General features: G+C 59.4%; 27 protein-coding genes. 21 read left to right on the top strand and 6 right to left on the bottom strand.

The annotated features are described in order from the left end of the window. Positions 1 to 2 precede the first annotated feature (2 nt). The 13 genes from JY391_RS01445 to acpT are packed head-to-tail and all read left to right on the top strand — an operon-like array spanning position 3 to position 12,032. Positions 3 to 584 (top strand): COG4648 family protein, encoded by a 582-nt coding sequence (locus JY391_RS01445; protein ID WP_042286588.1) that lies wholly within the window; start codon positions 3 to 5, stop codon positions 582 to 584. Then, entirely contained in the window at positions 581 to 1,939 is a 1,359-nt protein-coding gene (locus JY391_RS01440) for an AMP-binding protein (RefSeq protein ID WP_211935125.1), read from the top strand. Before JY391_RS01445 ends, JY391_RS01440 begins: the two co-directional genes overlap by 4 nt. After that, positions 1,926 to 2,279: an ApeI family dehydratase gene (locus JY391_RS01435; protein ID WP_042286593.1), complete on the top strand. Its 354-nt coding sequence runs from the start codon at positions 1,926 to 1,928 to the stop codon at positions 2,277 to 2,279. The genes JY391_RS01440 and JY391_RS01435 overlap by 14 nt, the downstream gene beginning before the upstream one ends. Then, complete coding sequence (locus tag JY391_RS01430; protein WP_211935124.1) at positions 2,270 to 3,961, top strand: glycosyltransferase family 2 protein; 1,692 nt, start codon at positions 2,270 to 2,272, stop codon at positions 3,959 to 3,961. Before JY391_RS01435 ends, JY391_RS01430 begins: the two co-directional genes overlap by 10 nt. Positions 3,962 to 3,964: 3 nt before the next feature. Next, on the top strand, positions 3,965 to 4,387 hold the full coding sequence (locus JY391_RS01425) for an acyl-CoA thioesterase (RefSeq protein ID WP_042286599.1): 423 nt from the start codon (positions 3,965 to 3,967) through the stop codon (positions 4,385 to 4,387). Next, positions 4,384 to 4,989, top strand: coding sequence for an outer membrane lipoprotein carrier protein LolA (locus JY391_RS01420; protein ID WP_211935123.1), 606 nt, complete (start codon positions 4,384 to 4,386; stop codon positions 4,987 to 4,989). Before JY391_RS01425 ends, JY391_RS01420 begins: the two co-directional genes overlap by 4 nt. Next, on the top strand, positions 4,958 to 7,276 hold the full coding sequence (locus JY391_RS01415; protein WP_211935122.1) for an MMPL family transporter: 2,319 nt from the start codon (positions 4,958 to 4,960) through the stop codon (positions 7,274 to 7,276). The genes JY391_RS01420 and JY391_RS01415 overlap by 32 nt, the downstream gene beginning before the upstream one ends. Beyond that, positions 7,273 to 7,848 (top strand): DUF3261 domain-containing protein, encoded by a 576-nt coding sequence (locus JY391_RS01410; protein WP_060570193.1) that lies wholly within the window; start codon positions 7,273 to 7,275, stop codon positions 7,846 to 7,848. The genes JY391_RS01415 and JY391_RS01410 overlap by 4 nt, the downstream gene beginning before the upstream one ends. Before the next feature lies 1 nt (position 7,849). Next, a complete protein-coding gene (locus JY391_RS01405; protein WP_211935121.1) occupies positions 7,850 to 9,019 on the top strand; it encodes a beta-ketoacyl-[acyl-carrier-protein] synthase family protein in 1,170 nt (389 codons plus the stop codon). Then, positions 9,016 to 9,492: a hotdog family protein gene (locus JY391_RS01400; RefSeq protein WP_200035577.1), complete on the top strand. Its 477-nt coding sequence runs from the start codon at positions 9,016 to 9,018 to the stop codon at positions 9,490 to 9,492. Before JY391_RS01405 ends, JY391_RS01400 begins: the two co-directional genes overlap by 4 nt. Further along, on the top strand, positions 9,489 to 10,220 hold the full coding sequence (locus JY391_RS01395) for a 3-ketoacyl-ACP reductase FabG2 (RefSeq protein WP_200035576.1): 732 nt from the start codon (positions 9,489 to 9,491) through the stop codon (positions 10,218 to 10,220). The genes JY391_RS01400 and JY391_RS01395 overlap by 4 nt, the downstream gene beginning before the upstream one ends. Further along, positions 10,217 to 11,446, top strand: a complete 1,230-nt coding sequence (locus tag JY391_RS01390; protein ID WP_042286622.1) for a beta-ketoacyl-ACP synthase — start codon at positions 10,217 to 10,219, stop codon at positions 11,444 to 11,446. The genes JY391_RS01395 and JY391_RS01390 overlap by 4 nt, the downstream gene beginning before the upstream one ends. Before the next feature lies 1 nt (position 11,447). Further along, positions 11,448 to 12,032 (top strand): 4'-phosphopantetheinyl transferase AcpT, encoded by a 585-nt coding sequence (gene acpT / locus JY391_RS01385; protein WP_211935120.1) that lies wholly within the window; start codon positions 11,448 to 11,450, stop codon positions 12,030 to 12,032. Here acpT and JY391_RS01380 read toward each other — a convergent pair. Continuing rightward, entirely contained in the window at positions 12,029 to 12,535 is a 507-nt protein-coding gene (locus JY391_RS01380; protein WP_042286629.1) for a phenolic acid decarboxylase, read from the bottom strand. The two genes, acpT and JY391_RS01380, sit on opposite strands and share 4 nt — an antisense overlap. Before the next feature lie 99 nt (positions 12,536 to 12,634). Between JY391_RS01380 and JY391_RS01375 the strand changes: the two genes are divergently transcribed. From JY391_RS01375 to nikR, 7 genes are all read left to right on the top strand, one after another. Continuing rightward, positions 12,635 to 13,495, top strand: coding sequence for a LysR family transcriptional regulator (locus JY391_RS01375; protein ID WP_211935119.1), 861 nt, complete (start codon positions 12,635 to 12,637; stop codon positions 13,493 to 13,495). Positions 13,496 to 13,622: 127 nt separating this feature from the next. After that, entirely contained in the window at positions 13,623 to 15,197 is a 1,575-nt protein-coding gene (nikA, locus tag JY391_RS01370) for a nickel ABC transporter substrate-binding protein (protein ID WP_211935764.1), read from the top strand. Further along, positions 15,197 to 16,141, top strand: coding sequence for a nickel ABC transporter permease subunit NikB (gene nikB / locus JY391_RS01365; RefSeq protein ID WP_042286639.1), 945 nt, complete (start codon positions 15,197 to 15,199; stop codon positions 16,139 to 16,141). The genes nikA and nikB overlap by 1 nt, the downstream gene beginning before the upstream one ends. After that, positions 16,138 to 16,971 carry a nickel ABC transporter permease subunit NikC gene (nikC, locus tag JY391_RS01360; protein ID WP_211935118.1) on the top strand — a complete coding sequence of 278 codons (834 nt, stop codon included), beginning with the start codon at positions 16,138 to 16,140 and terminating at the stop codon, positions 16,969 to 16,971. Before nikB ends, nikC begins: the two co-directional genes overlap by 4 nt. Continuing rightward, positions 16,971 to 17,735, top strand: coding sequence for a nickel import ATP-binding protein NikD (gene nikD / locus JY391_RS01355; protein ID WP_211935117.1), 765 nt, complete (start codon positions 16,971 to 16,973; stop codon positions 17,733 to 17,735). Before nikC ends, nikD begins: the two co-directional genes overlap by 1 nt. Then, entirely contained in the window at positions 17,732 to 18,532 is an 801-nt protein-coding gene (nikE, locus tag JY391_RS01350) for a nickel import ATP-binding protein NikE (protein ID WP_181822380.1), read from the top strand. Before nikD ends, nikE begins: the two co-directional genes overlap by 4 nt. 12 nt (positions 18,533 to 18,544) lie before the next feature. Continuing rightward, the gene (gene nikR / locus JY391_RS01345) at positions 18,545 to 18,946 is read left to right on the top strand and encodes a nickel-responsive transcriptional regulator NikR (protein ID WP_042286649.1); all 402 of its coding nucleotides are present in this window, start codon (positions 18,545 to 18,547) and stop codon (positions 18,944 to 18,946) included. Between the two features lie 81 nt (positions 18,947 to 19,027). On the opposite strand, the gene JY391_RS01340 is transcribed toward nikR, so the two are convergent. The 5 genes from JY391_RS01340 to JY391_RS01320 form a co-directional block, all read right to left on the bottom strand. Then, on the bottom strand, positions 19,028 to 19,387 hold the full coding sequence (locus JY391_RS01340) for a type II toxin-antitoxin system HicB family antitoxin (RefSeq protein ID WP_042286652.1): 360 nt from the start codon (positions 19,385 to 19,387) through the stop codon (positions 19,028 to 19,030). After that, entirely contained in the window at positions 19,384 to 19,659 is a 276-nt protein-coding gene (locus JY391_RS01335) for a type II toxin-antitoxin system HicA family toxin (RefSeq protein WP_042286656.1), read from the bottom strand. Before JY391_RS01335 ends, JY391_RS01340 begins: the two co-directional genes overlap by 4 nt. A 124-nt stretch (positions 19,660 to 19,783) precedes the next feature. After that, positions 19,784 to 20,908, bottom strand: a complete 1,125-nt coding sequence (locus JY391_RS01330) for an ABC transporter permease (RefSeq protein ID WP_042286658.1) — start codon at positions 20,906 to 20,908, stop codon at positions 19,784 to 19,786. Further along, complete coding sequence (gene rbbA, locus JY391_RS01325) at positions 20,908 to 23,652, bottom strand: ribosome-associated ATPase/putative transporter RbbA (protein ID WP_211935116.1); 2,745 nt, start codon at positions 23,650 to 23,652, stop codon at positions 20,908 to 20,910. Before rbbA ends, JY391_RS01330 begins: the two co-directional genes overlap by 1 nt. Then, a complete protein-coding gene (locus JY391_RS01320; protein ID WP_042286665.1) occupies positions 23,649 to 24,716 on the bottom strand; it encodes an HlyD family secretion protein in 1,068 nt (355 codons plus the stop codon). Before JY391_RS01320 ends, rbbA begins: the two co-directional genes overlap by 4 nt. Positions 24,717 to 25,350: 634 nt before the next feature. Between JY391_RS01320 and JY391_RS01315 the strand changes: the two genes are divergently transcribed. Continuing rightward, the gene (locus tag JY391_RS01315) at positions 25,351 to 26,304 is read left to right on the top strand and encodes a hydroxyacid dehydrogenase (RefSeq protein ID WP_042286667.1); all 954 of its coding nucleotides are present in this window, start codon (positions 25,351 to 25,353) and stop codon (positions 26,302 to 26,304) included. The last annotated feature ends 4 nt before the right edge of the window (positions 26,305 to 26,308 follow it).

Raw genomic sequence — 26,308 nt, 5'->3', positions numbered from 1 at the left:
CCATGTCGGGCGCACGCGCGCTGCCTGGCGTCAAGCTGCTGACGGGCATGTTATTGCTCGCCTGGCCGTTTCTTATCTGGTTTGGGCTGGCGCATAACAGCCTGCGTTGGTTACTTCCGCTGATGGCGCTGCTGCTGTTTCTGCGCTTTCGCCAGACCCGGCGACAGGCGGGTCCCCTGCGCGTAGTGACCCAGGTGGTTGCCGTGGCCGGGATCGCCCTGTGCGTCGGCAGCGCCCTGCTGAAAACCCATCAGCTGCTGCTTTTTTATCCGGTGGTGGTGAACAGCGTCATGCTCGCGGTGTTTGGCGGTTCGCTGTGGACGTCAATGCCGCTTGTCGAACGGCTGGCAAGACTGCGCGACCCGCAGTTGCCAGACGCTGCGGTACGCTATACCCGCCGGGTGACGCAAATCTGGTGCGTCTTTTTCATTCTTAACGGCAGCATCGCGCTCTTTACCGCGATTTATGGCGATATGACGCTATGGACGGCCTGGAACGGCATGATTGCCTATCTGCTGATGGGCGCGCTGATGGCGGGCGAATGGCTGGTTCGCCGTCAGATGATTAAACGAGATCCCCGATGAAGCAAATCCTGACGCTTGCCGAGTGGCTCACCGCGCCGCGTCCCGCACAAACGCCGATTGCCTGGCAGGACGACTTTACCTGGTCGCTGGGCCATCTGCGCCACGACGTCGCCCACCTGATAGCGCAGTTGCGCCAACAGCCGGGCGCTCGCTGGGCGCTGTGCTTTGAAAACAGCTATCTGTTTATCGTCGCGTTACTCGCCACCCTGCATGCGGGCAAAACGCCGGTCATTCCCGGACATAGCCGCGTTTCATTGCTCGACGAGCAGCGTGCCTTGTTTGACGGCGTACTGAGCGACAAACCCCTTGGCTGGCAAGGCACGCTACGGGTTGTCAGCACCGCGAAAACCCTTCGCGACGAGGCTTTCACCTTCCCGCCCGTCCCTGAAGACGCTTACGTGGAACTGTTTACCTCTGGCTCTACCGGCCAGCCGAAACGCATCGTGAAGCCCATCGCTTGTCTTGACCGCGAAGCCGGGCTGCTGGCGGCACGTTTCGCTGAAAGGCTGGCGGGCTGTCGCATCGTGGCCTCCGTTGTGCCGCAGCATCTGTACGGCCTGACGTTTCGCATCTTCCTGCCGATGGCCCTTAGCCTGCCGCTACATGCGGCCATGCTCTGGTACGCCGAGCAGCTTGCGGCGCTGGACCATCAACATCGTTACGCGTTTATCAGCAGTCCGGCGTTTTTAAAGCGCCTCGATGCCCAGCTTACGCCGCCGCCGGTGACGATGCTCCTCTCCGCGGGCGGCATGCTACCCTGGCGGGACGTCACCCAAACTGCCGCCTGGCTCAACGTCTGGCCGGATGAAATTTACGGCAGTACCGAAACCGGCATCCTCGCCTGGCGCTACCGCCAGCAGGATGACGTCAGTTGGTTGCCCTTTCCTGGTATACGGTTTATGCCAGAAGCCGAAGGATATCGCGTATTTTCGCCGCTGATCGCCGACGATCAAGGATTAGCGCTCGACGACATTCTGCAGTTCGAGGCGAACGGGCAGTTCCGACTGATGGGACGCCGGGGCCGGGTGGTTAAAATCGAAGAAAAACGGATATCCCTCAGCGAAGTCGAACAACGCCTGCTGTCGCTGGAAGGCGTCCGCGAAGCCGCCGCATTGGCCCTGAACCGTGGCGGTCGCCAGGGCGTGGGCGTGCTACTGGTGCTGGAGGACGAGGCCCGCGCGCGCTGGCAGCGCAGCGGCAAAGCGCAGGAACTTAACTGGCGACGCGCCTTGCTGCCGTGGCTGGAGCCGGTTGCCGTCCCTCGTTACTGGCGGGTGATCGACGAGATCCCGGTCAACAGTATGAATAAGCGTGTCTATGCGCAACTACAGGAGTTATTTCATGAAACCCCATGAAATTGAGCGCCATCAGGCACAGCCGCACCAGATTGAGATCGTACTGCATCTCGACCCGTCCCTGTTCTGGTTTCGCGGTCATTTTGCCGTGCAGCCGCTGCTGCCCGGCGTGGCGCAGATGGACTGGGTGATGCACTACGCCACTACCCTGCTCGCCCCCGGCTGGCGCTTTCACAGCATACAAAACGTCAAATTCCAGGCGCCGCTGCTGCCTGACAGCACCGTCACGCTCACGTTGAACTGGCAGGAAGCGCGCCAGATCCTGGCGTTCAGCTATCAGCGTCACGACGGTGAAGCCCGTCATACCGCCAGCAGCGGGAAGATACGGTTATGTCGTTGACCTTCTCCCCGTGCGTACTGATCCCCTGCTATAACCACGGCGCGATGATGGCGCAGGTGCTGGCGCGCCTGGAACCGTTCGACCTGCCCTGCATCGTCGTGGATGACGGCAGCGACATGGCTACCCGGCAGGAGCTGGAGCGGCTGGCGGCACAAACCACCAACCTGACCTTGCTTCGCCTGGCGGAAAATGCCGGCAAGGGCGCGGCGGTGATCCGCGGTTTGCAGGCGGCGGCGCAGGCAGGGTTTACCCACGCCGTGCAGGTAGACGCCGACGGCCAGCACGCCATAGAGGATATCCCCAAACTGCTCGAACGGGCGCAGACGCACCCGGACGCGCTGATTTCCGGGCAGCCTGTCTATGATGACTCTGTTCCCCGCTCGCGCCTGTACGGACGCTGGGTAACCCACGTCTGGGTGTGGATAGAAACCCTGTCGCTGCAACTGAAAGACAGCATGTGCGGCTTTCGCGTTTATCCGGTCGCGCCCACGCTGAAGCTGGCCCAGCGCGTGACGCTTGGTCAGCGGATGGACTTCGACACCGAAGTCATGGTGCGCCTCTACTGGCAGGGTAACACCAGCTATTTTGTGCCGACCCGGGTGACCTACCCGACAGACGGCCTGTCGCACTTCGACGCGCTGAAAGACAACTGCCGCATTTCGCTGATGCACACCCGGCTGTTCTTCGGCATGCTACCGCGCATACCGTCGCTGCTGTTTCGCCGCCCATCCTCGCACTGGGCGCGTCAGGACGAAGTGAAAGGACTTTGGGGCATGCGTCTGATGCTGCTGGTCTGGCGGTTGTTGGGACGCAGGGCGTTTTCACTGCTGCTGTACCCGGTGATCGGCGTGTACTGGCTGACCGCCTCCCGCGCCCGACGCGCATCGCAAGACTGGATCGCCCGCGTACGCGAGCAGCTCACCGCGCGCCAGCAACCGGTACCGCGCAATCTGAACAGCTACCAGCACTTCCTGCGCTTTGGTCATGCGATGCTCGACAAAATCGCCAGCTGGCGCGGTGAACTGCATTTTGGTCGCGACGTGGTGTTCGCCCCTGGCGCGGAGGCGGCGCTTAACGTTGACGACCCACGCGGCAAGCTACTGCTGGCGTCGCATCTTGGCGATGTCGAAGCCTGTCGGGCGCTGGCGCAGCGTCAGGGCAGCAAAACTATCAATGCGCTGGTGTTCAGCGATAACGCCCAGCGCTTTAAACAGATCATGCAGGAGATGGCGCCGCAGGCCGGGCTAAACCTGATGCCGGTGACCGACATCGGCCCGGACACCGCCATTGCGCTTAAAGAGAAGCTGGAACGCGGCGAATGGATTGCCATCGTTGGCGACCGCATCGCGGTGAACCCGCAACGCGGCGGCGACTGGCGCGTCTGTTGGAGTGACTTTATGGGGCAGCCCGCGCCGTTTCCGCAGGGGCCATTTATTTTGGCGTCAATACTCCGCTGCCCGGTCGATCTCATCTTTGCCCTGCGCGAACAGAATACGCTGCGCGTGTACTGTGAGCCGTTCGCCGATCCGCTGGTCCTGCCGCGTGGCGATCGCCAGCGCGCTTTGCAGCATGCCATCGACCGCTACGCTGAACGCCTTGAGCATTACGCGCGCCAGTCGCCGCTCGACTGGTTTAATTTTTACGATTTCTGGCATCTGCCGGATGCCAAAAACAAGGAGTAAAGGGTGCTTAACGATCCCCGTTTTACGGCTGAAGTCGAGCTGACGATTCCGTTTCACGACGTCGATATGATGGGCGTGGCGTGGCACGGCAACTATTTCCGCTACTTTGAAATCGCCCGCGAAGCGCTGCTCAACCAGTTTGACTATGGCTACCGCCAGATGAAAGCCTCCGGCTATCTGTGGCCGGTGGTCGATACCCGCGTGAAGTACCGCAATCCGCTGACCTTCGAGCAGCGCATTCGCGTGCGCGCGCGTCTGGAGGAATTCGAAAACCGACTGCGTATCGGCTATGAAATTTTTGACGCCGAAACCGGTAAGCGCGCCACCACCGGTTACACCATTCAGGTAGCGGTAGAAGAAAAAAGCCGTGAAATGTGCTTCGTCAGCCCGGATATCCTGTTTGAACGCATGGGGGTGACGCCATGAGATTTTTGCCCCTGCTGGCCTTGCTCGTCAGCCCGTTCGTCAGCGCCCTGACGCTTGATGATTTACAGCAGCGCTTTACCGGGCAGCCGGTCATACGCGCCCATTTTGATCAGACCCGCACGATAAAAGATCTGCCGCAGCCGCTGCGATCCCGGGGCCAGATGTTGATCGCCCGCGACCAGGGGCTGCTGTGGGATCAAACCGCGCCGTTTCCGATGCAGCTTCTGCTTGACGACAAACGGATGGTGCAGACCATCAACGGTCAGCCGCCGCAGACCATCACCGCCGACAATAATCCGCAGATGTTCCAGTTCAACCATCTGCTGCGCGCGCTGTTCAGAGCCGACCGCAAAGTGCTGGAGCAAAACTTCCGCGTTGACTTTACCGATGCAGGCGAAGGCCGCTGGTCGCTGCGCCTCACTCCAATCACCACGCCGCTGGATAAAATTTTCGCCACTATCGATCTCGCCGGAAATGCGTATCTGGAGCGAATTACGCTAAACGACAAACAGGGCGACCGCACGGACATTACGCTCTCCCAACACCAACTGACGCCCACACAACTGACCGATGACGAACGCCAACGCTTTGCCGCCCAGTAAACGCCCCGCGCTGTTATGGGGTTTTGCCTGCCTGCTGATGCTGGGCGTCTTGCTCACGTTGCTGCCCCAGGCGCGGCTGAACAGCAGCGTGCTGGCGATGCTGCCGAAACAGGCGCTGGGGACGATTCCGCCGACCCTGAACGACGGCTTTCTGCAGCGTCTGGACCGCCAGTTGGTCTGGCTGGTCAGCCCCGGCAAACAGGCCGACCCGCAGGTGGCGCAGGCGTGGCTGACGCTGCTTAAACAATCGCAGGCGCTGGCGGAGGTGAAAGGCCCGATGGACGCCGACAGCCAGCAGGCGTGGGGCGCGTTCTTCTGGCAGCACCGCAACGGCCTTGTGGATCCCGACACCCGCGCGCGCCTGCAAAACGGCGGCGAGGCGCAGGCGCAGTGGATCCTGTCTCAACTCTATTCCGCATTTTCCGGCGTGAGCGGTAAAGAGCTGCAAAACGATCCGCTGATGTTGATGCGCGGTTCGCAGCTGGCGATGGCGAAAAACGGTCAACGCCTGCGGCTGATGGACGGCTGGCTGGTGGCGCAAGACGCGCAGGGGAATTACTGGTACCTGCTGCACGGTGAACTGGCTGGCTCCTCGTTTGACATGCAGCAGACGCACCGGCTGGTGACCACACTCAACGCGCTGGAAAACGACCTGAAAGCACGCTATCCGCAGGCGCAGCTGCTGTCGCGGGGAACCGCGTTCTACAGCGACTATGCCAGCCAACAGGCGAAGCAGGATGTTTCGACCCTCGGCGTGGCGACGGTGCTGGGCGTGCTGCTGCTGATTGTCGCGGTGTTCCGCTCCTTGCGTCCGCTGTTGCTGTGCGTGATCTCCATCAGCATCGGCGCGCTGGCGGGCAGTGTGGTCACCCTGCTTCTCTTTGGCGAACTGCACCTGATGACGCTGGTGATGAGCATGAGCATCATCGGCATTTCCGCCGACTACACGCTCTATTATCTGACCGAACGTATGGTACATGGCGCAGACGCTACGCCGTGGCAAAGCCTCGGCAAAGTGCGCAACGCCCTGCTGCTGGCGCTGCTGACCACTGTGGCGGCGTATTTGATCATGATGCTCGCGCCGTTCCCCGGCATACGCCAGATGGCCGTCTTCGCCGCCGTGGGGCTTTCCGCCTCATGCCTGACGGTGATCTTCTGGCATCCGTGGCTGTGCCGCGGTTTGCCGGTGCGACCGGTACCGGCGATGGTACTGATGCTGCGCTGGCTTGCCGCCTGGCGCCGTAACAAGGCGCTTTCTGCGGGGCTCCCGCTGGCGCTCGCCGTCTTCTCGCTGGCCGGACTGGCAACCCTGCGCGTCGATGATGACATTTCGCAGTTGCAGGCGCTGCCGCAGACCCTTCTGGCGCAGGAAAAAGCGATTACCGCGCTGACAGGCCAGAGCGTCGACCAGAAGTGGTTTGTGGTTTACGGTGACTCCGCCCAGCAGACGCTGGAGCGGCTGGAAGCCTTCCTGCCCGCGCTGGAACAGGCTAAAAAAGAAGGACTGATCGACCACTACCGCAGCATTCCGCTCAATTCGCTGGCGCGCCAGCAGCAGGATCTCGACTTGCTGAAAAACGCCGCGCCTGCCGTTACCCGAAGCCTGAACCACGCCGGACTGGCGACGGTTACGCCGGACCTTAACGCCATGCCGGTGACGGTGGACGCCTGGCTTGCCAGTCCGGCAAGCGAAGGCTGGCGCCTTTTGTGGCTGACTCTGAAGGACGGCGAAAGCGGCGTGCTGGTGCCGGTTGAAGGGGTCAGACAGAGCGCAGCGCTGAACGCTCTCGGCGAGCGGTATTCCGGCGTGGCGTGGGTGGATCGGAAAAGCGCCTTTGATGCGCTGTTCGCGCTGTATCGCCACATACTGAGCGGTCTGCTGTTTGTCGCGCTGGCGGTAATCGCCTGCGGCGCGATAGCCCGGCTCGGCTGGCGAAAAGGACTTATCAGCCTGGTGCCCTCGGTACTCTCGCTCGGCTGCGCCCTGGCGGTGCTGTCGCTGAGCGGCCATGCGGTCAATCTGTTTTCCCTGCTGGCGCTGGCGCTGGTGCTGGGCATTGGCATTAACTACACCCTGTTTTTCAGTAATCCGCGCGGTACGCCGTTGACCTCGCTGCTGGCGATAACGCTGGCGATGCTGACCACGCTATTGACGCTTGGCATGCTGGTGTTTAGCGCCACCCAGGCAATAAGCAGTTTTGGCATTGTGCTGGTGAGCGGTATTTTCACCGCATTCCTGCTTTCGCCGCTGGCGATGCCGTCGAAAAGAGAGAAGAAAAAACGATGATAAAACGTATTTTTGCCATGTTGCTTGGCGTGCTCATTCTGACCGGCTGTAGCCACTCCCCCAGGGAGCAGGAAGGCCGTCCGCAGGCGTGGCTGGAACCCGGCGTGCGGGTCACGCTGCCTGCGCCGGGCATCTCTCCGGCGGTAAATTCCCAGCAGTTGCTTACCGGCAGCTTTGACGGCAAAACCCAGTCGCTGCTGGTGATGCTCAACGCCGACAATAAAAAAATTACCCTTGCAGGCTTGTCGTCCGTCGGCATTCGGCTGTTTCTGGTCACATACGATGAAAAAGGACTGCATACCGAGCAGTCCATCGTGGTACCGCAGTTGCCGCCAGCCAGCCAGGTGTTGGCGGACGTGATGCTGAGCCACTGGCCTGTCAGCGCCTGGCAGCCACAGTTACCGGAAGGCTGGACGTTAACAGACACTGGCGACAAGCGTGAACTGCGCAACGCGCGCGGCAGGCTGGTCACTGAAATCAGCTACCTGAACCGTAACGGGAAGCGCGAGCCGATCGGCATTGAACAGCACGTCTTTAAATACCACATCACCATTCAATATTTAGGTGGCTGAGATGATCTACATTTCCGCGGTCGGCACGATCAATGCGCTGGGCAACGATAACGACGCGATCGCCGCGAACCTGACACGCGGCGTGGCGCCCGGCATGCGGTCGCGCGCGGGCTGGCTGCAGGGTTATCCCGACGCGGTACTGGCAGGCGTCGACGGTGAGCTGCCAGCCATTCCAAACGCGTTTCACGCTCACCGTTCGCGCAACAATCAACTGTTGCTGGCGGCGCTGGCGCAAATTCAACCGCAGGTGGACGACGCCATCGCGCGTTATGGTCGGGATCGGATTGCCGTGGTGCTCGGCACCAGCACCTCGGGGCTGGATGAAGGCGATGCTCACGTCAATCTGACGCTGAATGGCCAGCAAAGCACCGCATGGCAGTACCCGCAGCAGGAACTGGGTGACCCGTCGCGCTTTCTCAGTCACTGGCTGGCGCTGGACGGCCCGGCCTTTACCCTTTCTACGGCCTGCTCCTCCAGCGCCCGCGCCATCATCAGCGGGCGCCGGTTAATCGAGGCGGGCCTGGCGGACGTGGCGATTGTTGGCGGGGCGGATACGCTCAGCCGGATGCCGGTCAACGGCTTTCACAGCCTCGAGTCGCTCTCGCCGACGCGGTGTCAGCCGTTTGCCCGCGATCGCAGCGGCATCACCATCGGCGAAGGGGCGGCACTGATGCTGCTCACCCGCGAGCCGCAGTCCATCGCGCTGCTGGGCGTCGGCGAATCCAGCGACGCGCACCATATTTCCGCCCCGCATCCGGAAGGCGAAGGGGCGATCCGCGCGATTCAGCAAGCGCTGAACGACGCGGGCATCGCTGCGGACCAGGTGGGCTATATCAATCTGCACGGCACCGCCACGCCGCTTAATGACAAAATTGAATCGAAAGTGGTAAACATGCTGTTTGGCGAACGCGTACCCTGCAGTTCCACAAAACACCTGACCGGGCATACGCTGGGGGCGGCGGGCATCACCGAGGCCGCCCTGAGTATGTTGATTTTGCAGCGCAACCTTCCGCTGCCCCCTCAGGACTTTAGCGCATCGCCGCACGACCCGGCGCTGCCAGTCTGCGGCATCATTACGCAGCCGCAGAGGCTGGAGCGGCCGGTCATTCTTTCCAATTCCTTCGCCTTTGGCGGCAATAACGCCAGTATTCTGCTCGGGAGGATTTCATGAGCCCTTATTTATCGCCCGGCGAATACCTGCCGCACGACGCGCCGATGCTGCTGCTTGAGCAGGTCGATAGCGTGACCGACGAGACCGCCATCTGCCGCGTGACGGTTGCGCCCGACGGCGTGCTGGCGCCGTTTCTCGATCCAATGGGCTATCTCCCCGGCTGGTACGCCCTGGAACTGATGGCGCAAACCGTCGGCGTGTGGTCTGGCTGGCATCGCTACCAGCAGGGACAGGGCGCGATTTCGTTGGGCATGGTGCTCGGCGCGCGGGAACTCATCTGCGCGGCGGGAAGGCTTCCCGCCGGTAAGACGTTGATCATTGACGTCAAATTGCTGATGCAGGACGAACGCTTCGGCAGCTTTGAGTGCGTTATCTCGGCGGATGACGAGACGCTGGCAACCGGGCGCGTCAACACCTTCCAGCCAACGGCTGATGAACTTAACACCCTATTTCAACAAGGAGCGTCTGTATGAGTCGTTCAGTTTTAGTGACCGGCGCCAGCAAAGGTATCGGTCGCGCTATCGCCCGGAAGCTGGCGGCAGACGGCTTTGTGGTCGGCGTGCATTATCACCGCGACGCGCAAGGCGCGCAGGCGACGCTGGAAGCGATCCTCGCCATTGGCGGCGCGGGCCGTCTGCTCAGCTTTGACGTGGCTAACCGCGAGCAGTGCCGGGAGGTGCTGGAGCAGGATATCGCCGCCCACGGCCCCTGGTACGGCGTGGTGAGCAACGCAGGTATCACCCGTGACGCCGCGTTTCCGGCACTCAGCGATAACGACTGGGATGCGGTGATCCACACCAATCTCGACAGTTTTTATAACGTTATCCAGCCCTGCATCATGCCAATGATCGGCGCACGCCAGGGCGGACGCATCATCACCCTGTCGTCGGTATCCGGCGTGATGGGCAACCGCGGGCAGGTCAACTACAGCGCCGCCAAAGCGGGGATCATCGGCGCGACCAAAGCGCTGGCGATTGAGCTGGCGAAGCGCAAAATTACCGTCAACTGTATCGCGCCCGGGCTGATTGATACCGGGATGATCGACATGGAAGACGCCGCGCTGAAAGAGGCGATGGCGATGATCCCCATGAAACGCATGGGGCAGGCGGACGAAGTGGCCGGGCTGGCCAGTTATTTAATGTCGGATATTGCGGGTTACGTCACCCGCCAGGTGATTTCCATCAATGGAGGGATGCTATGACACGTCGCGTGGTGATTACAGGGATGGGCGGCGTGACCGCTTTTGGTGAAAGCTGGCAGGCTGTCTCCGCGCGGCTACTGGCCTATGAAAACGCGGTGCGAAAAATGCCGGAATGGCAAGTGTATGACGGGCTGCATACGCTGCTGGGCGCGCCGATCGACGACTTCAGCCTGCCGGAGCACTACACCCGCAAGCGCATCCGCGCAATGGGCCGCGTGTCGCTGATGTCCACCCGCGCCAGCGAACTGGCGCTGGAGCAGGCCGGACTGATTGGCGATGAGGTATTAACCAACGGCCAGACCGGCATCGCCTACGGTTCATCCACCGGCAGCACCGGCCCGGTAAGCGAATTTGCCACCATGCTGACCGAAAAGCACACCAATAACATTACCGGCACCACCTACGTGCAGATGATGCCGCACACCACCGCGGTGAACACCGGACTGTTTTTCGGTCTGCGCGGGCGGGTGATCCCGACCTCCAGCGCCTGCACCTCCGGCAGTCAGGCCATCGGCTACGCCTGGGAGGCCATTCGCCACGGTTATCAGACAGTGATGGTTGCAGGCGGCGCGGAAGAACTCTGTCCGTCAGAAGCCGCGGTTTTCGATACCCTGTTCGCCACCAGCCAGCGCAACGACGCGCCAAAAACCACGCCTTCGCCATTCGATGAAGCGCGCGACGGACTGGTGATTGGCGAAGGCGCCGGGACGCTCATTCTTGAAGAACTGGAACACGCGAAAGCGCGCGGCGCAACGATCTACGGTGAAATTGTCGGCTTCGCCACCAACTGCGACGCGGCGCATATCACCCAGCCGCAACGGGAAACAATGCAAATCTGCATGGAGCAGGCGTTAAACATGGCAGGCTTAAGCCCGCGGGACATGGGTTATATTTCCGCGCACGGCACGGCTACCGACCGTGGCGACATCGCGGAAAGCCAGGCAACGGCGGCGATCTACGGCGACAACGTGCCGGTCTCCTCGCTGAAAAGCTACTTCGGTCATACGCTCGGCGCCTGCGGCGCGCTGGAAGCCTGGATGAGTCTGCAAATGATGCGCGAGGGCTGGTTTGCGCCTACGCTAAATTTACGTCAACCGGACGCCAGCTGCGGCGCACTGGATTACATCATGGGTGAAGCCCGTAAGATTGACTGCGAATACTTACAGAGCAACAATTTTGCGTTTGGCGGCATCAATACCTCCATCATCATTAAACGTTGGTCGTGATATGTACCAGATTTTGCTGGGAAAAGTATCGACACTGAGCACAGGCGCTTTGCCGCCGGCGTTAACAGATCAGGCGCCTCAGGGAGCGCGCCGCGCGCGCTGGCTGGCGGGTCGCGTACTGCTTTCCCATGCCCTTTCGCCGCTGCCGGAGATCGTCTACGGCGAACAGGGAAAGCCCGCCTTTGCCCCGCAACACGCGCTGTGGTTCAACCTGAGCCATAGCGGCGATGATATTGCGCTACTGCTGAGTGATGAAGGGGAAGTGGGATGCGACATCGAAGCCATCCGCCCGCGAACCAACTGGCGGGAACTGGCAAATGCGGTTTTCAGCGTCGGGGAGCACGCTGAAATTGAGGCAGAACATCCGGACCAGCAGTTGGCTGCTTTCTGGCGTATCTGGACGCGCAAAGAAGCGATGGTGAAACAGCGCGGCGGCAGCGCCTGGCAAATCGTTAGCGTCGACAGCACGCTGGCCTCCGCGCTTTCCGTCAGCCATTGCCAGATCAACAACTTAAGCCTCGCCGTCTGCACGCCGACGCCGTATACGCTGAGTGCGGCGTCGGTGCAATGGCTGGAGACGGTTTAGCGTAAGTTATCCGGGAAATTCGCCGGCAGCTCGCTCGCCGCACAGTCGATCACGCTGTCATTGTCAGCGCCGCAGTCGCGGACAAAAGTGATGGTCGCAAACTCGTCAATCACTTCCGTTGGATACGCCGGGCCCGCTTCGCGATACGACTCCATCAGCGGGATATGCTCGTTCTGGAAGCAAACCGTTTTTTCCGGGTTATTCATTACCCAGCGCGGGAAGAAAATGGTGCCGTGGAACAGTTTGTCGCCGAGGTTGACGATCAGGCTGACGTCAGTCCCGGTCGGCTCGGTCCACGAAATTTTATAGATGCTTTCCCCCACACGCACAATGTAAGCCTTCTGATCTTTCACCCAACGGTTTGCGACGATACCGCTGTGGATCCGGTAGTCCAGGGTAGTGTCATTTTTGACGTAAATTTCGTAGTTCCAGCCATTATCGTAGGTATAAACCAGATGTTTGCCAACGAAACCGCTTAAATCTTGTTTGTCGAAAGTGCTCATAATCTTTCTCCTGTTGGTTGATGCGAAGATCATAACGCTTCAAAAAATCGATGAATAACGCTATGTTTGCATCACATTCATTCAATTTTTAGATGAGTTATGCACAAAACGACGCTGGAACAGTGGGCATTGTTAGAAAAGGTGGTGGAGGCAGGCAGCTTTGTCAAAGCGGCGGAAGTCACTCACCGCAGCCAGTCATCGGTGAGCTATAACCTCGCGCTGCTCCAGGAGCGCCTCGGGGTGACGCTGCTGGCGCCGGAAGGCCGCCGGGCGGTATTAACGCCAGCGGGTGAACTGCTGCTCAATCAGGTGAAGCCGTTACTGAAGGGGTTCACCTGGCTGGAAACCCGCGCCGCGACGTTACAAAACGGTATGCGCACGCGGCTGGATCTGGTGGTCGACAGCATTTTTCCTCGCCGCCGTCTGTTTGCCATTCTCAAACAGTTTCAACAGGCGTGGCCGCAAACCCAGGTACGCCTCACGGAAGTACTGGAAAACAGCCCCGAACAGCAGGCGGCGTATGCCGATGCTGACGTCATGGTGCTCACCCGCCGACAGGATATCACCGGGCGCGGCGAGTGGCTGATGAACATTGATTTCATCGCTGTCGCCCATCGCGATCATCCGCTGTGCGCGCAGACGATACCGCTGGATGAAGACGCGCTGCGCGCCTGGCCGCTTATTCGCATTGCCGACCGGGATAATCCGCAGCAGCCTGGCCGCGATGGCTGGACCTTTTCCACCGTCGACGCCGCCATTGACGCGGTGATGTATCAGGTCGGCTATGGCTGGCTACCGGAGGAACGGATTGAACCCTTGCTGGAACAGGGCGTACTGCGCAGGCTACCCTTGACGCATGGCGCCCGTCACGCCACGCCGCTGCATCTTATTGTCAAAAATACCCTCGCCCCGCTCGATGATCAGGTCAGCACTCTGCTGCGGTTATTAAGCGAGAGATAACATATGATTTTCGTATAATTCCCGCCTTTCACCGCCCTTCTATTGATCCAGAACACGTCAAAAGTATGATGATTCCTTAGAATCGTCATACTTCTTTAGTCGTACTCCTACAGCATTCAGGATCACTATTTTGTCCAGACTACGCCGCACACTCTTTGCGCTGCTGGCCTGTGCGTCCTTCTTCGCGCACGCCGCCGCGCCTGACGAAATCACTACCGCCTGGCCGGTCAACGTCGGGCCGCTTAACCCGCATCTCTATACCCCTAATCAGATGTTCGCCCAGAGCATGGTGTACGAGCCGCTGGTGAAATACCAGGCGGACGGATCGGTAAAACCGTGGCTGGCAAAAAGCTGGACCCACACGGCGGACGGGAAAACCTGGACCTTCACGCTGCGCGATGACGTGACGTTTTCCAATGGCGAACCGTTTGACGCCCCTGCCGCGGCGGAAAATTTCCGCGTGGTGCTCGACAACCGCCAGCGTCATGCCTGGCTTGAACTGGCCAACCAAATCGTCAACGTCAAAGCGCTGGGCAAAACCGAACTGCAAATTACCCTGAAGAGCGCCTATTACCCGTTCCTGCAAGAGCTGTCCCTGCCGCGCCCTTTCCGCTTTATCGCCCCGTCGCAGTTTAAAGACAATGAAACCCTGCGCGGCATTAAAGCGCCGATCGGCACCGGACCGTGGGTACTGAAAGAATCAAAGCTTAACCAGTACGACGTGCTGGTGCGTAACGAACGTTACTGGGGCGACAAGCCGCCGATCAGGCAAATCACCGTCAAGGTGATCCCTGATCCAACCACCCGCGCGGTGGCGTTTGAAACCGGCGACGTTGACCTGCTGTACGGCAATGAAGGACTGTTGCCGCTCGACACCTTTGCCCGGTTCAGTCAGAACCCGGCGTACCGTACTCAGCTTTCACAGCCGATAGAGACGGTGATGCTGGCGCTGAATTCCGCCAAAGCGCCCACCAACGAGCTGGCAGTGCGTGAAGCGCTGAATTATGCGGTGAACAAAAAATCACTGATCGACAATGCCCTGTACGGCACCCAGCAGGTGGCCGACACGCTGTTCGCCCCGAGCGTGCCCTACGCCAATATCGGCCTGAAGCCGCGCCAGTACGACCCGCAGCAGGCCAAAACGCTGCTGGAAAATGCGGGCTGGAAGCTCCCGGCGGGCAAAGACATCCGCGAAAAAATGGGTCAGCCGCTGCGCATTGAGCTGTCGTTTATCGGCACCGACGCGCTGAGCAAATCCATGGCGGAAATCATTCAGGCCGATATGCGCAAAATTGGCGTCGATGTCGCTCTGATCGGCGAAGAAGAGAGCAGTATCTATGCCCGCCAGCGTGACGGTCGCTTTGGCATGATTTTCAATCGCACCTGGGGCGCGCCGTACGATCCGCACGCCTTTATGAGCTCAATGCGCGTCCCCTCCCACGCCGACTACCAGGCGCAGCAGGGACTGGCTGACAAGCCGATCATCGATAAAGAGATCGGCGAAGTGCTGGAAACCACAGACGAAACCACGCGTCAGGCGCTGTACAAAGACATTCTGACCCGTTTGCACAATGACGCGGTGTATCTGCCCATCAGCTACGTCTCCATGATGGTGGTGGCAAAACCTGAGCTGGGCGAAATCCCTTACGCGCCAATCGCGTCGGACATCCCGTTTGAACAGATAAAACCGGTGAACCCCTGATGTTGCGTTACATAGTGCGGCGCATTCTGCTGCTGATCCCGATGATTTTCGCCGCCTCGGTGATTATCTTTTTGATGTTGCGTCTGGGTACCGGCGACCCGGCAATGGACTACTTGCGCCTGTCGAATCTGCCGCCGACGCCGGAGATGGTCGCTTCGACGCGCGTAATGTTGGGGCTGGACCAGCCGCTTATCGTGCAGTATGGCAACTGGCTGTGGAAGGCGCTGCATCTGGACTTCGGCATCTCGTTCGCCACTCAGCGCCCGGTGCTGGATGATATGTTGAACTTCCTGCCCGCGACCCTGCAACTGGCGGGCGCGGCGCTGATATTAATTCTGCTCACCTCTGTGCCGCTTGGTATCTGGGCGGCGCGCCACCGCGATCGCCTGCCGGATTTCATCGTGCGGCTGATCGCGTTCCTCGGCGTCTCAATGCCCAACTTCTGGCTCGCTTTCCTGCTGGTGATGTTCTTTTCCGTGTACCTGCAATGGCTACCCGCGATGGGCTACGGCGGCTGGCAGCACCTTCTTTTGCCTGCGCTGTCGATCGCCTTTATGTCGCTGGCGATCAACGCCCGTTTGCTGCGCGCCAGCATGCTGGAGGTTGCCGGGCAGCGCCACGTCACCTGGGCGCGACTGCGCGGTCTTAACGAGAAACAAACCGAACGTCGCCATATTCTGCGCAACGCCTCGCTGCCGGTCGTCACCGCGGTGGGGATGCACATCGGCGAGCTGATCGGCGGGACGATGATTATTGAAAACATCTTCGCCTGGCCCGGCGTCGGGCGCTACGCCGTATCGGCGATTTTTAACCGCGACTATCCGGTGATTCAGTGTTTTACGCTGATGATGGTGGTGGTGTTTGTGGTCTGTAACCTGATTGTAGATTTGCTGAACGCCGCGCTGGACCCGCGCATTCGCCGCCATGAAGGAGCGCATTCGTGAACTTTTTTCTCTCTGCTCGCTGGTCGGTACGTCTGGCGCTGGTCATTATCGCGTTGTTGGCGGTGGTTGCGATCACCAGTCAGTGGTGGTTGCCGTACGATCCGCAGGCGATCGATTTACCGTCGCGTCTGCTGGCCCCCGACAGCCAGCACTGGCTTGGCACCGACCATCTGGGGCGCGATATTTTTTCCCGCCTGCTGGCAGCGACAAAGGTGTCGCTGGGGTCAGTGATGGCCTGCCTGCTGCTGGTACTGGCGCTGGGGCTGGTCGTTGGCGGCAGCGCCGGACTGATGGGCGGTCGCGTCGATCAGGTAACGATGCGCGTCGCGGATATGTTTATGACGTTCCCAACCTCGATCCTGTCGTTCTTCATGGTCGGTGTACTGGGAACCGGGCTGACCAACGTAATTATCGCCATCGCGCTGTCCCACTGGGCGTGGTATGCGCGAATAGTGCGCAGCCTGGTGATCTCCCTGCGCCAGCGCGAGTTCGTACTCGCTTCGCGCCTTTCCGGCGCCGGTCACGTGCGGGTGTTTATCGATCATCTGGCCGGTGCGGTAATCCCTTCCCTGCTGGTGCTGGCGACGCTGGATATCGGCCATATGATGCTGCACGTCGCCGGTATGTCATTCCTCGGCCTCGGCGTCACCGCGCCGACGGCGGAATGGGGAGTAATGATTAACGATGCGCGCCAGTATATCTGGACCCAGCCGCTGCAAATGTTCTGGCCGGGGCTGGCGCTGTTTGTCACCGTGATGGCCTTTAACATGGTGGGCGACGCCCTGCGCGATCACCTCGATCCTCATCTGATTACGGAGCATGCCCACTGATGCCGCAACAGATTGCATTACAGACTCTTGCCCTGGAGGCGGACCGTCCGCTGGTACACGGCGTCTCATTAACGCTGAAACGCGGACGGGTGCTGGCGCTGGTGGGCGGCAGCGGCAGCGGTAAGTCGCTGACCTGCGCGGCGGCGCTCGGTATCCTGCCCGCAGGCGTTCGCCAGACGGCAGGCGTCCTCCTTGCCGACGGCAGACCGGTCTCGCCCGGCACGCTGCGCGGCATCAAAATCGCCACTATTATGCAAAACCCGCGCAGCGCCTTTAATCCGCTTCATACCATGGCGACACACGCGCGGGAGACCTGCCTGGCGCTGGGGAAATCCGCCGACGACACCACGCTTATCGCGGCGCTGGATGCTGTCGGGTTGGACAACGCGGAGCGTGTGCTGAAGCTGTACCCGTTTGAGATGAGCGGCGGCATGTTGCAACGTATGATGATTGCTATGGCGGTGCTGTGCGACGCGCCGTTTATCATCGCCGACGAACCGACGACCGATCTTGACGTGGTCGCCCAGGCGCGCATCCTCGAGCTGCTGGAACGCATTATGGCTGAGCGCGCGCCAGGTATGCTGCTGGTGACGCACGACATGGGCGTAGTGGCGCGGCTGGCCGACGACGTAGCGGTGATGGATAACGGCAGGATCGTCGAACAGGGCGAGGTGGAAACGCTGTTCCATGCGCCGCAGCACAGCGTAACCCGCAGTCTGGTGTCGGCGCATCTGGCACTGTACGGAATGGAGTTAGCCTCATGACCTTACTCAGCGTCTCAGCCCTGTCACATCAGTATGCGCACGCGAACCTCGGCGGCAAACATCCGCATCAGGCGGTACTGAACGATATCTCACTGAACCTGCAAAGCGGCGAAACCGTGGCGCTGTTAGGCCGTAGCGGCTGCGGGAAAAGCACCCTCGCGCGTCTGCTCGTCGGGCTGGAGTCACCGACGCAGGGGAGCGTAAGCTGGCGCGGCGAACCGCTGGCGACACTGAACCGGGCGAAACAGAAAGCCTTTCGCCGGGATATTCAGATGGTGTTCCAGGACGCTATCAGCGCCGTTAATCCGCGCAAAACCGTCTGCGAGATCCTCCGTGAGCCGATGCGTCATTTGCTCTCGCTGTCGAAAGCCGACCAACTGGCGCGGGTGCGCGAGATGCTGAACGCGGTCGATCTCGACGTTTCGCTGCTGAACAAACGCCCGCCGCAGTTGAGCGGCGGCCAGCTGCAGCGCGTCTGCCTGGCGCGAGCGCTGGTGGTAGAGCCGAAACTGTTGATTCTGGACGAAGCAGTATCGAACCTCGATCTGGTGTTGCAGGCCGGGGTGATCCGTCTGCTCAAAAAATTGCAGCAACAGTTTGGCACCGCCTGTCTGTTTATCACCCACGATCTGCGGCTGGTCGAGCGTTTCTGCCAGCGGGTGATGGTGATGGACGACGGGCGAATCGTGGAAACGCAGACCGTTGGCGAGACGTTAACATTTTCCTCTGAGGCGGGACGTGTGTTACAAAACGCGGTACTTCCCGCTTTTCCCGTGCGCCGTCGCGCCATAGCCTGAGGTTTATAACAGATGCAACGAGTCACCATTACCCTCGATGACGATCTCCTTGAGACGCTGGACAGCCTGAGTCAGCGCCGGGGCTATCACAACCGTTCCGAAGCGATCCGCGATATCCTGCGCGGCGCGCTGGCGCAGGAAACCACGCAGGAACACGGCACCCAGGGCTTCGCGGTGCTTTCCTATGTGTACGAACATGAAAAACGCGACTTAGCCAGCCGGATTGTTTCCACGCAGCACCATCACCACGACCTTTCCGTTGCCACCCTGCATGTGCATATTAATCATGACGATTGCCTGGAGATCGCGGTGTTGAAAGGCGACATGGGCGACGTGCAGCATTTCGCCGACGATGTCATCGCCCAGCGCGGCGTGCGCCACGGCCATTTGCAGTGCCTGCCAAAAGAAGAATAACGTCGCCGCATCCGGCAAAAGATCGAGTGCGCTGCGCTTCTCCGGCCTGGCGCAGTTCGCGACCGCAGGCCGGCTCAGGCATTAAGCCTGTTTCAAACGTTCACTAAGGGTATCGATAATCCAGGTATTGACGGACACCTGTTCTTCCGCCGCTGCGGAACTTAAACGTTCGCCAAAAGATTCCGGATAGCGAAGCGTAAACGTTTTCATTTTTTCCGTATGTGCATAAGGTTCGATTCCCGCTTCCCGGCAATCCGCAAGATATTCGTTTAAAGAGATTTCGCCCTCTTCCTGTAAACCCTGAATGCTGTCTGAGACAAAATCGCAATGACCCGATAACCCAAGGAATTTTCCGCGAAACGCGTTTAGTTCAGGCACATAATGAATCACGGCAGGATGCCCCGCGATTTCCATTGCGTTTGGCGTTTTAGGTTTGATCATGGTTTAACCCCTATGCTTATTAGCCAGTCGCGCACACTCTCCACTGCGCCTTTATCTGTATCCGGTGAAGGATGCGGTCGGTGAAAACAAGCAATACTATTGTTTAATAAGAATTTGCATCGAGAGCCGCGTCCTTCTTTAATTTCACCGCCTAACGCTTTGACCAGAGACTCTATGTCTAACCACTTTATTGCTTGTGGTACAGGCGTTTTAAAGAGTTGCTCCAGCGTATTCCTTTGCTTTTTCCGCAAGGATAACACCTGCTGCCTCATCACATTCCCTTTTTGACTTCATCCTTTGACGTCAATTTTATGACAGCATAAAGTGAAGTCAAGCCTCCGCTACCGGGTGCGCTGCGCTTCTCCGGCCTGGCGCAGTTCGCGACCGCAGGCCGGATTACGCCATCGTGCCGATCGTTTTCCGGAAACGGAACAAGGCGATCAGGAAGAAGGCGCTGCCAATAGCCAGCAGGGTGAGGAACTGCGGCCACACGATGCCAAACCCCGCGCCGCGATAGAGAATCGCCTGCGCCAGCGAGACAAAATGAGTGGTTGGCATGGTCAGCATGATGTCCTGGACCGCCTCCGGCATACTTTCGCGCGGCGTCGAACCGCCGGAAAGCATCTGTAACGGCAACAGCACCAGAATCATTAGCAGGCCCAGTTGCGGCATGGAACGCGCCAGCGTGCCCATAAAGATACCAATGGAAGTGGTGGCGAACAGGCTCAGCGCTACGCCCAGCATAAACAACGGGATCGAACCTTCGATCGGCACGCCGAGCACGCCTTTCACCATCAGCAGCAGCGACAGGCCAGAAACCACCAGCACCACCAGCCCCATCGACCAGACCTTCGCCATCATGATCTCAAACGGCGTAATCGGCATCACCAGCAGGTGTTCAATGGTGCCGTGTTCACGTTCACGGATCAGCGCTGAGCCGGTCAACACAATCGCCAGCATGGTGATGTTGTTAATAATCGCCATTACGCCGCCAAACCACGCCGGGTCAAGGTTCGGGTTAAAACGCATTCGCGTCTCCAGTGAGACCGGCGGCTCGCTGTTGTCGCGATAACGGGCGACAAAACTGTTCACCTCGCCGTTAATGATATTCTGGATATAGCTGTTGCCGGTAAACGCCTGGCTCATCCGCGTGGCGTCAACGTTGACCTGAATATCCGGTTGCCGTCCGGCCAGCACGTCGCGCTGAAAATTGGGCGGAATGTTCACCGCAAAGGTGTAGCGACCCGCGTCCAGCCCGGCGTCCATTTCGTCAGCGGTGATCATTTCCGGCGGTAAAAACCACGGGCGATAAAAGCTGTTCACGATGCGATTCGACAACGGCGATTGATCCATGTCGGCAATCGCAATCGGCGCCAGATGCAGCGAACCGGGCAGTACGGTGGCGGAGGAGTATACCGAGACGGTAAACGCGAAAACGATCAGCGTCAGCATCGCTTTATCACCCAGCAGGCTGCGTAACTCTTTAATGCCCAAATTGAAAATATTGCGTAACCGGCGCATTACCCCTCCTGTTTTTTCAGCAGCAGAATGCTCAGTCCCAACACCAGCGGAATGGCCACCAGCAGCGGCAGGAACTGCGGCCAGAGATCGGCGAGATCCAGCGCTTTCGAAAATGTTCCGCGGGCGATCGTCAGAAAATGGCTGGTCGGGTAGATCTCGCCAATCCACCGGCCTGGACCTTCCAGCGAAGCCACCGGATCGATCATTCCTGAAAACTGGGTGGCCGGGATCAGCGTGATAATGGACGTACCGAAAATTGCCGCAATCTGGCTTTTCATAAACGTAGAAATCAGCAGCCCCATGCCGGTGGCGATGGTGACATATAGCAGCGCCGCGAGGCTGAGCGTCAGAAAACTGCCCTTATGCGGAACGCCAAACACGAACACCGACAGCGCGCAGAGCAGCAGAAAATTGAGCATCCCCAGCGCGATATACGGCAGCTGTTTGCCGAGCAGAAATTCGCTGCGGGTGGTCGGCGTTACGTACAGGTTGATGATTGACCCGAGCTCTTTTTCCCGTACCACGCTCAGCGCGCTGAGCATGGAAGGGATCATCATTAATAGCAACGGGATCACCGCCGGAACAATAGCGGGCAGACTTTTCACGTCCGGGTTATAGCGATAGCGGGTTTCGATGGTCAGTAAACCGGACTGCGTTACGGGCGTTGGCTGGCGGCTCGCCACCTCCTGCAGCCAGCTTTGGTGCATCGCCTGTACATAACCTTTCACCGTCTCGGCGCGGCTCGGCATCGCGCCATCAACCCATACGCCAATGTCCACCGGCGTGCCGCGGGCAATGTCGCGGCCAAAATCAGGCGGAATTTCAATCGCTACCGCCACTTCACCCGCGCGCATTCGCCGGTCGAGATCGTCATAACTGGTAAGCGGTGGTTGTTCAATAAAATAACGGGAACCGGACAGGTTGAGCGTCCACGCCTGGCTGCTGACTGTCTGGTCGCGGTCGAGCACCGCAAAGCGCAGGTTTTCAACGTCCATGCTGATGCCGTAACCCATGATCAGCATCAGGATCACCGTCCCCATCAGCGCCAGCGTTGAACGAACCGGATCGCGACGCAGCTCCAGCGCTTCGCGACGGCTATAGCTGAACAGACGGCGCAGGCTGAAGCCCTGGCGCGGCGGTTTTTCCCGCTCATGCGTCGTCTTCAGCGGCAACGACGCGTCCGGCGTCGGGGCCGGACCCGACGCTTCCGCCAGCCAGGCAATAAACGCGTCTTCCAGCGTGGCGGCGCCGCGCCGTTCTACCAGTTCCCGCGGTGTGCCGCTGGCCAGCACTTTCCCGGCGTGCATCAGCGACATGCGGTCGCAACGCTCCGCCTCGTTCATAAAGTGGGTGGAGATAAAAATGGTCACTTTGTCGCGACGGGATAAATCGACCATCAGTTGCCAGAACATATCCCTGGCGACCGGATCGACGCCGGAAGTCGGTTCGTCAAGGATCAGCATTTCCGGGCGATGGATCACCGCCACGGCCAGCGACAGGCGTTGACGAATGCCGAGCGGGAGCGATGTCGGCAGGATGTCTTCCACTTCGGTGAGCATAAAGCGTTTGCTCATCTCATTGACCCGCGCCGGGATCTCCGCTTGCGGTATATGAAAAAGGCGGGCGTGCAGCTCCAGATTTTGCCGCACCGTCAACTCGCTGTAGAGTGAAAAGGCTTGCGACATATAGCCGACGCGGCGGCGAGTTTCGATATCCTTCGGATCGACCGGTTGACCAAACAGCCACGCTTCGCCTTCGCTTGCGGGCAGCAACCCGGTCAGCATTTTCATGGTGGTGGATTTCCCGCAGCCGTTCGAACCGAGAAAGCCAAAAATCTCGCCGCGCGGAATGCGGAAGTTAACGTGATCGACAGCGACGAAATTGCCAAAGCGCATAGTCAACGCTTTCGCCTCTATCGCAATTTCCGCCTGTTCCGCGTCATACGGCGGGATAGTCACCGGTTTGTGGGCCTGCCGCTGCGCCTCGGGTAAAAGGGCGATAAACGCCTGCTCCAGCGAGTCGCTGGCGGTTTGCTCGCGCAACGCCTGCGCGCTGCCGGTTGCCAACACCTCACCCGCGTTCATTGCCACCAGCCAGTCAAAACGTTCAGCCTCTTCCATATAGGCGGTCGCGACCAGCACGCTCATGTTGGTCTGACGCTGGCGAATGCTGTCGATAAGGTCCCAGAACTGCGCGCGGGAAAGCGGATCAACGCCGGTGGTCGGCTCGTCGAGAATCAATAACTGCGGGTCGTGGATCAGGGCGCAGCACAGTCCCAGCTTTTGCTTCATGCCGCCCGACAGTTTTCCGGCGGGACGGTCGCGAAACGGCGCCAGCCCGGTGCTGTTCAACAGTTCATTGATACGCGCTTCGCGCTCGGCTTTGCTATGCCCAAACAGGCGGGCAAAAAAGTCGACATTTTCATACACCGACAGCGTGTGGTAGAGGTTTTTTCCCAGCCCCTGCGGCATCCAGGCGATGCGCGGACACACCTCGCGGCGGTGCTTCGGGTCACGCATATCGCCGCCAAGCACCCTCACGTTTCCCTGTTCGATCGCCCGCGCGCCGGAAATCAGCGACAGCAGGCTTGATTTTCCCACCCCGTCCGGGCCAATCAGCCCCACCATGCAGCGGGCGGGAATGTCCAGCGTGATGTTGTTCAGCGCGACCGTAGCCCCGTAATGCTGACTCACGCCGTCAAGGTGCGCCACGGGAGGTACGGAAACCTGCGCCAGATGCGTCATTGCGGCAGCCTCACTGCCAGCGACTCAGGCCACGGGAGTTTTTCATCCAGCCTCACCCACGCCATTCCCGGTAGCCCGGTTTTCACATATTCCAGATGCTGTTCGAGCAGTTCCGGTGGGATACGCGCCTTGACGCGAAACATCAGCTTCAGTCGCTCATCGCTCGTCTCAACGGTCTTCGGAGTGAACTGGGCGACGCTGGCGACAAAGCTAATGGTGGCGGGAATACGCAGCGTCGGCGCGGCATCCAGCACCAGTCGCGCTTCGCCGCCAATCTTCAGCAGTCCGGCCTGTTCGGTAGGCAGGAAAAAGGTCATATAAACATCGCTGAGATCGACCATATTCAGCACCCGACCTCCCGCCGCCAGTACTTCGCCCGGTTCCGCCACCCGGTACTGCACCCGGCCATCGCGCGGCGCTTTCAGTTCACTGTCCTCAATGTCGGCGACGATGCGACGTTCGGTGGCCTGCGCGGCTTCCACGCGGGTTTGCGCCTGAATGATGCTGGTACGCGCGGCTTCGATCGCCGCGTTAGCGGCAGAGACCTGCGCTTTTGCCGACTCCAGCGCCGCGCGGGCGCTTTCGGCGGCGGCGCGATCGTCATCCAGTTGCTGCGCCGACACCGCGCCACGCTGGGAAAGCGAGCGTGAGCGAAGGTGACGATTAGAGACCGAAGCCAGCTCGGCTTCACGCTGTTTCACCACCGACTGCGCGGCGCGGGTTTCGCTCTGGCGCTGCTCAAGAAGCGCCCGCGCGGCGGCAACGGCGCTTTCCGCTTCTTTAATTTGCGCGATGGCTTCCAGCCGTTGCTCCTGCAACACGCGGGTATCCATCTTCGCCAGCACCTCGCCCTGGCGAACAAACTGCCCCTCTTTCACCAGAATAGCGTCAATGCGTCCGGCGATTTTGGTGGCGATATCCACTTCCGTCGCCTCGATCCTGCCGTTACTGGCGGCAAAGCCCTCCGGCACGCCAGCGGGGCGCAGCATCCACCACGCCGCCGCCGCGACCACCGCCAGCACGCCTGCCACCCACCACGCCAAATGACGTTTACTCTTGTCCATAATCGACCCGCCATAATCCCTGTCAGCAAACCATGCGTGTTACAACACCCGCCGAACGCGCGTTCAGCGGGATCTTCCTTCCGGGATAAGAAGGAAAGCGAGAAAGTAGCCGTGCGGCATCCGGGCGTCAGCGCGACGCGTGCCGTGAAGGAAAGTGAATGATGGAGAAGTGCGAAAAACGGGTAGTAATGTTGTCATCATCAGCGATCCTGGCCGTAAATGAAACACGCATACTCATAACTACTATCAATAGGATACTAACACCTGCGATTAATAAGTCTATTCAGTAATTCTTGTCAATGACGCCCGTAACGGAATTCACTTATCGCCCTGTATTGTCCCGGACTGAACGAAGGCCGTACTCTGGCGGCGCCGCAGGGCGCTGGCATGGACGATGTGATCGCGTTCCATTTCGGATTTCATTCTGCATTTCACCCCCTTTCACTTTGCAAATATCGCTATTTCGGCGGCCAGCCAGAATGTGAAGAACATCACCTGAACAGGTCTCACTCGCCTCACCCATTTAAAAAATAATAGATTATTTTCAATGCATTATAAAAATTCACTGCGTTCTGCAAGGTTATGGCACGCCCTCTGCAATATCACCGGTGTAATCAACACTGGAGATAGTTAAATGACGTACAAAATTTTACTCCCGCAGGAAATCATGGCAGAAGGGAGAGAATATCTGGAAAGCCGCGGTTATGAGCTGATTACCGGCTCAGGCATGGAAGAAGAGGACATTATCCGCGATATCCCGGATTGCGACGGTATTATCGTTCGCCTGTCCAAAATGTCCGATCGCGTCTTTGAAGCGGCTAAAAAGCTGAAGGTGGTCGCACGTCACGGCGCGGGTTATGACACTGTCGATCTTGAATCAGCCAAACGCCACGGCGTGGTGGTTCTTAACGCGCCTATCGCCAACAGCATGTCGGTTGCCGAACTGACGATTTTCTACATGTTGCACTGCTCGCGTAACTTTAAGCTGGTCGAAGAAAAGATGCTTGAAGATTACTACTGGGCCAAACTGCGTACCCCCAAAGTGGAGCTGGATGGCAAAACGCTCGGCCTGATCGGGGTGGGGAATATCGGCTCCCGCGTGGCCCTGAAAGCCCTGCACGGCTTCAACATGAAAGTCATTGCGTACGATCCGTATAAAACCCAGCAGCAAGTGCCGCAGGGCGTCCAGATGACGGATGACTTCGAACGCATCTTTAAAGAGAGCGACTTTGTTTCGCTGCATTGTCCGACCACCGCCGAAACCACCGATTTTGTCGGTGAAAAGCAGTTCTCCCTGATGAAACCTTCGGCCTATTTCATCAACACCGCGCGCGGCAAGCTGGTGGATGAAAAAGCGCTCTATCACGCGCTCACCAGTAACACCATCGCGGGCGCAGGCATCGATGTGCTGAAAAAAGAGCCGTTCGACGCCAACGATCCCATTTTTTCACTGAGCAATATCGTGATTGGGCCGCATATCGGCGCCGCCACGATCGAAGCGACCGATCGCGCTTCACTGCATTCCGCCATCGGGATTGATGAAGTCCTGTCCGGTAAAAAACCGTCCTGGCCGGTTCCGGGTTTTTAAGGAG

Origin of the sequence: Citrobacter sedlakii (genome assembly GCF_018128425.1) — a bacterium.
Taxonomy (GTDB): Bacteria; Pseudomonadota; Gammaproteobacteria; order Enterobacterales; family Enterobacteriaceae; genus Citrobacter_A; species Citrobacter_A sedlakii.
Note: the sequence above shows the minus strand (reverse complement) of the source record. Positions and strands in the feature narration are given on the sequence as shown.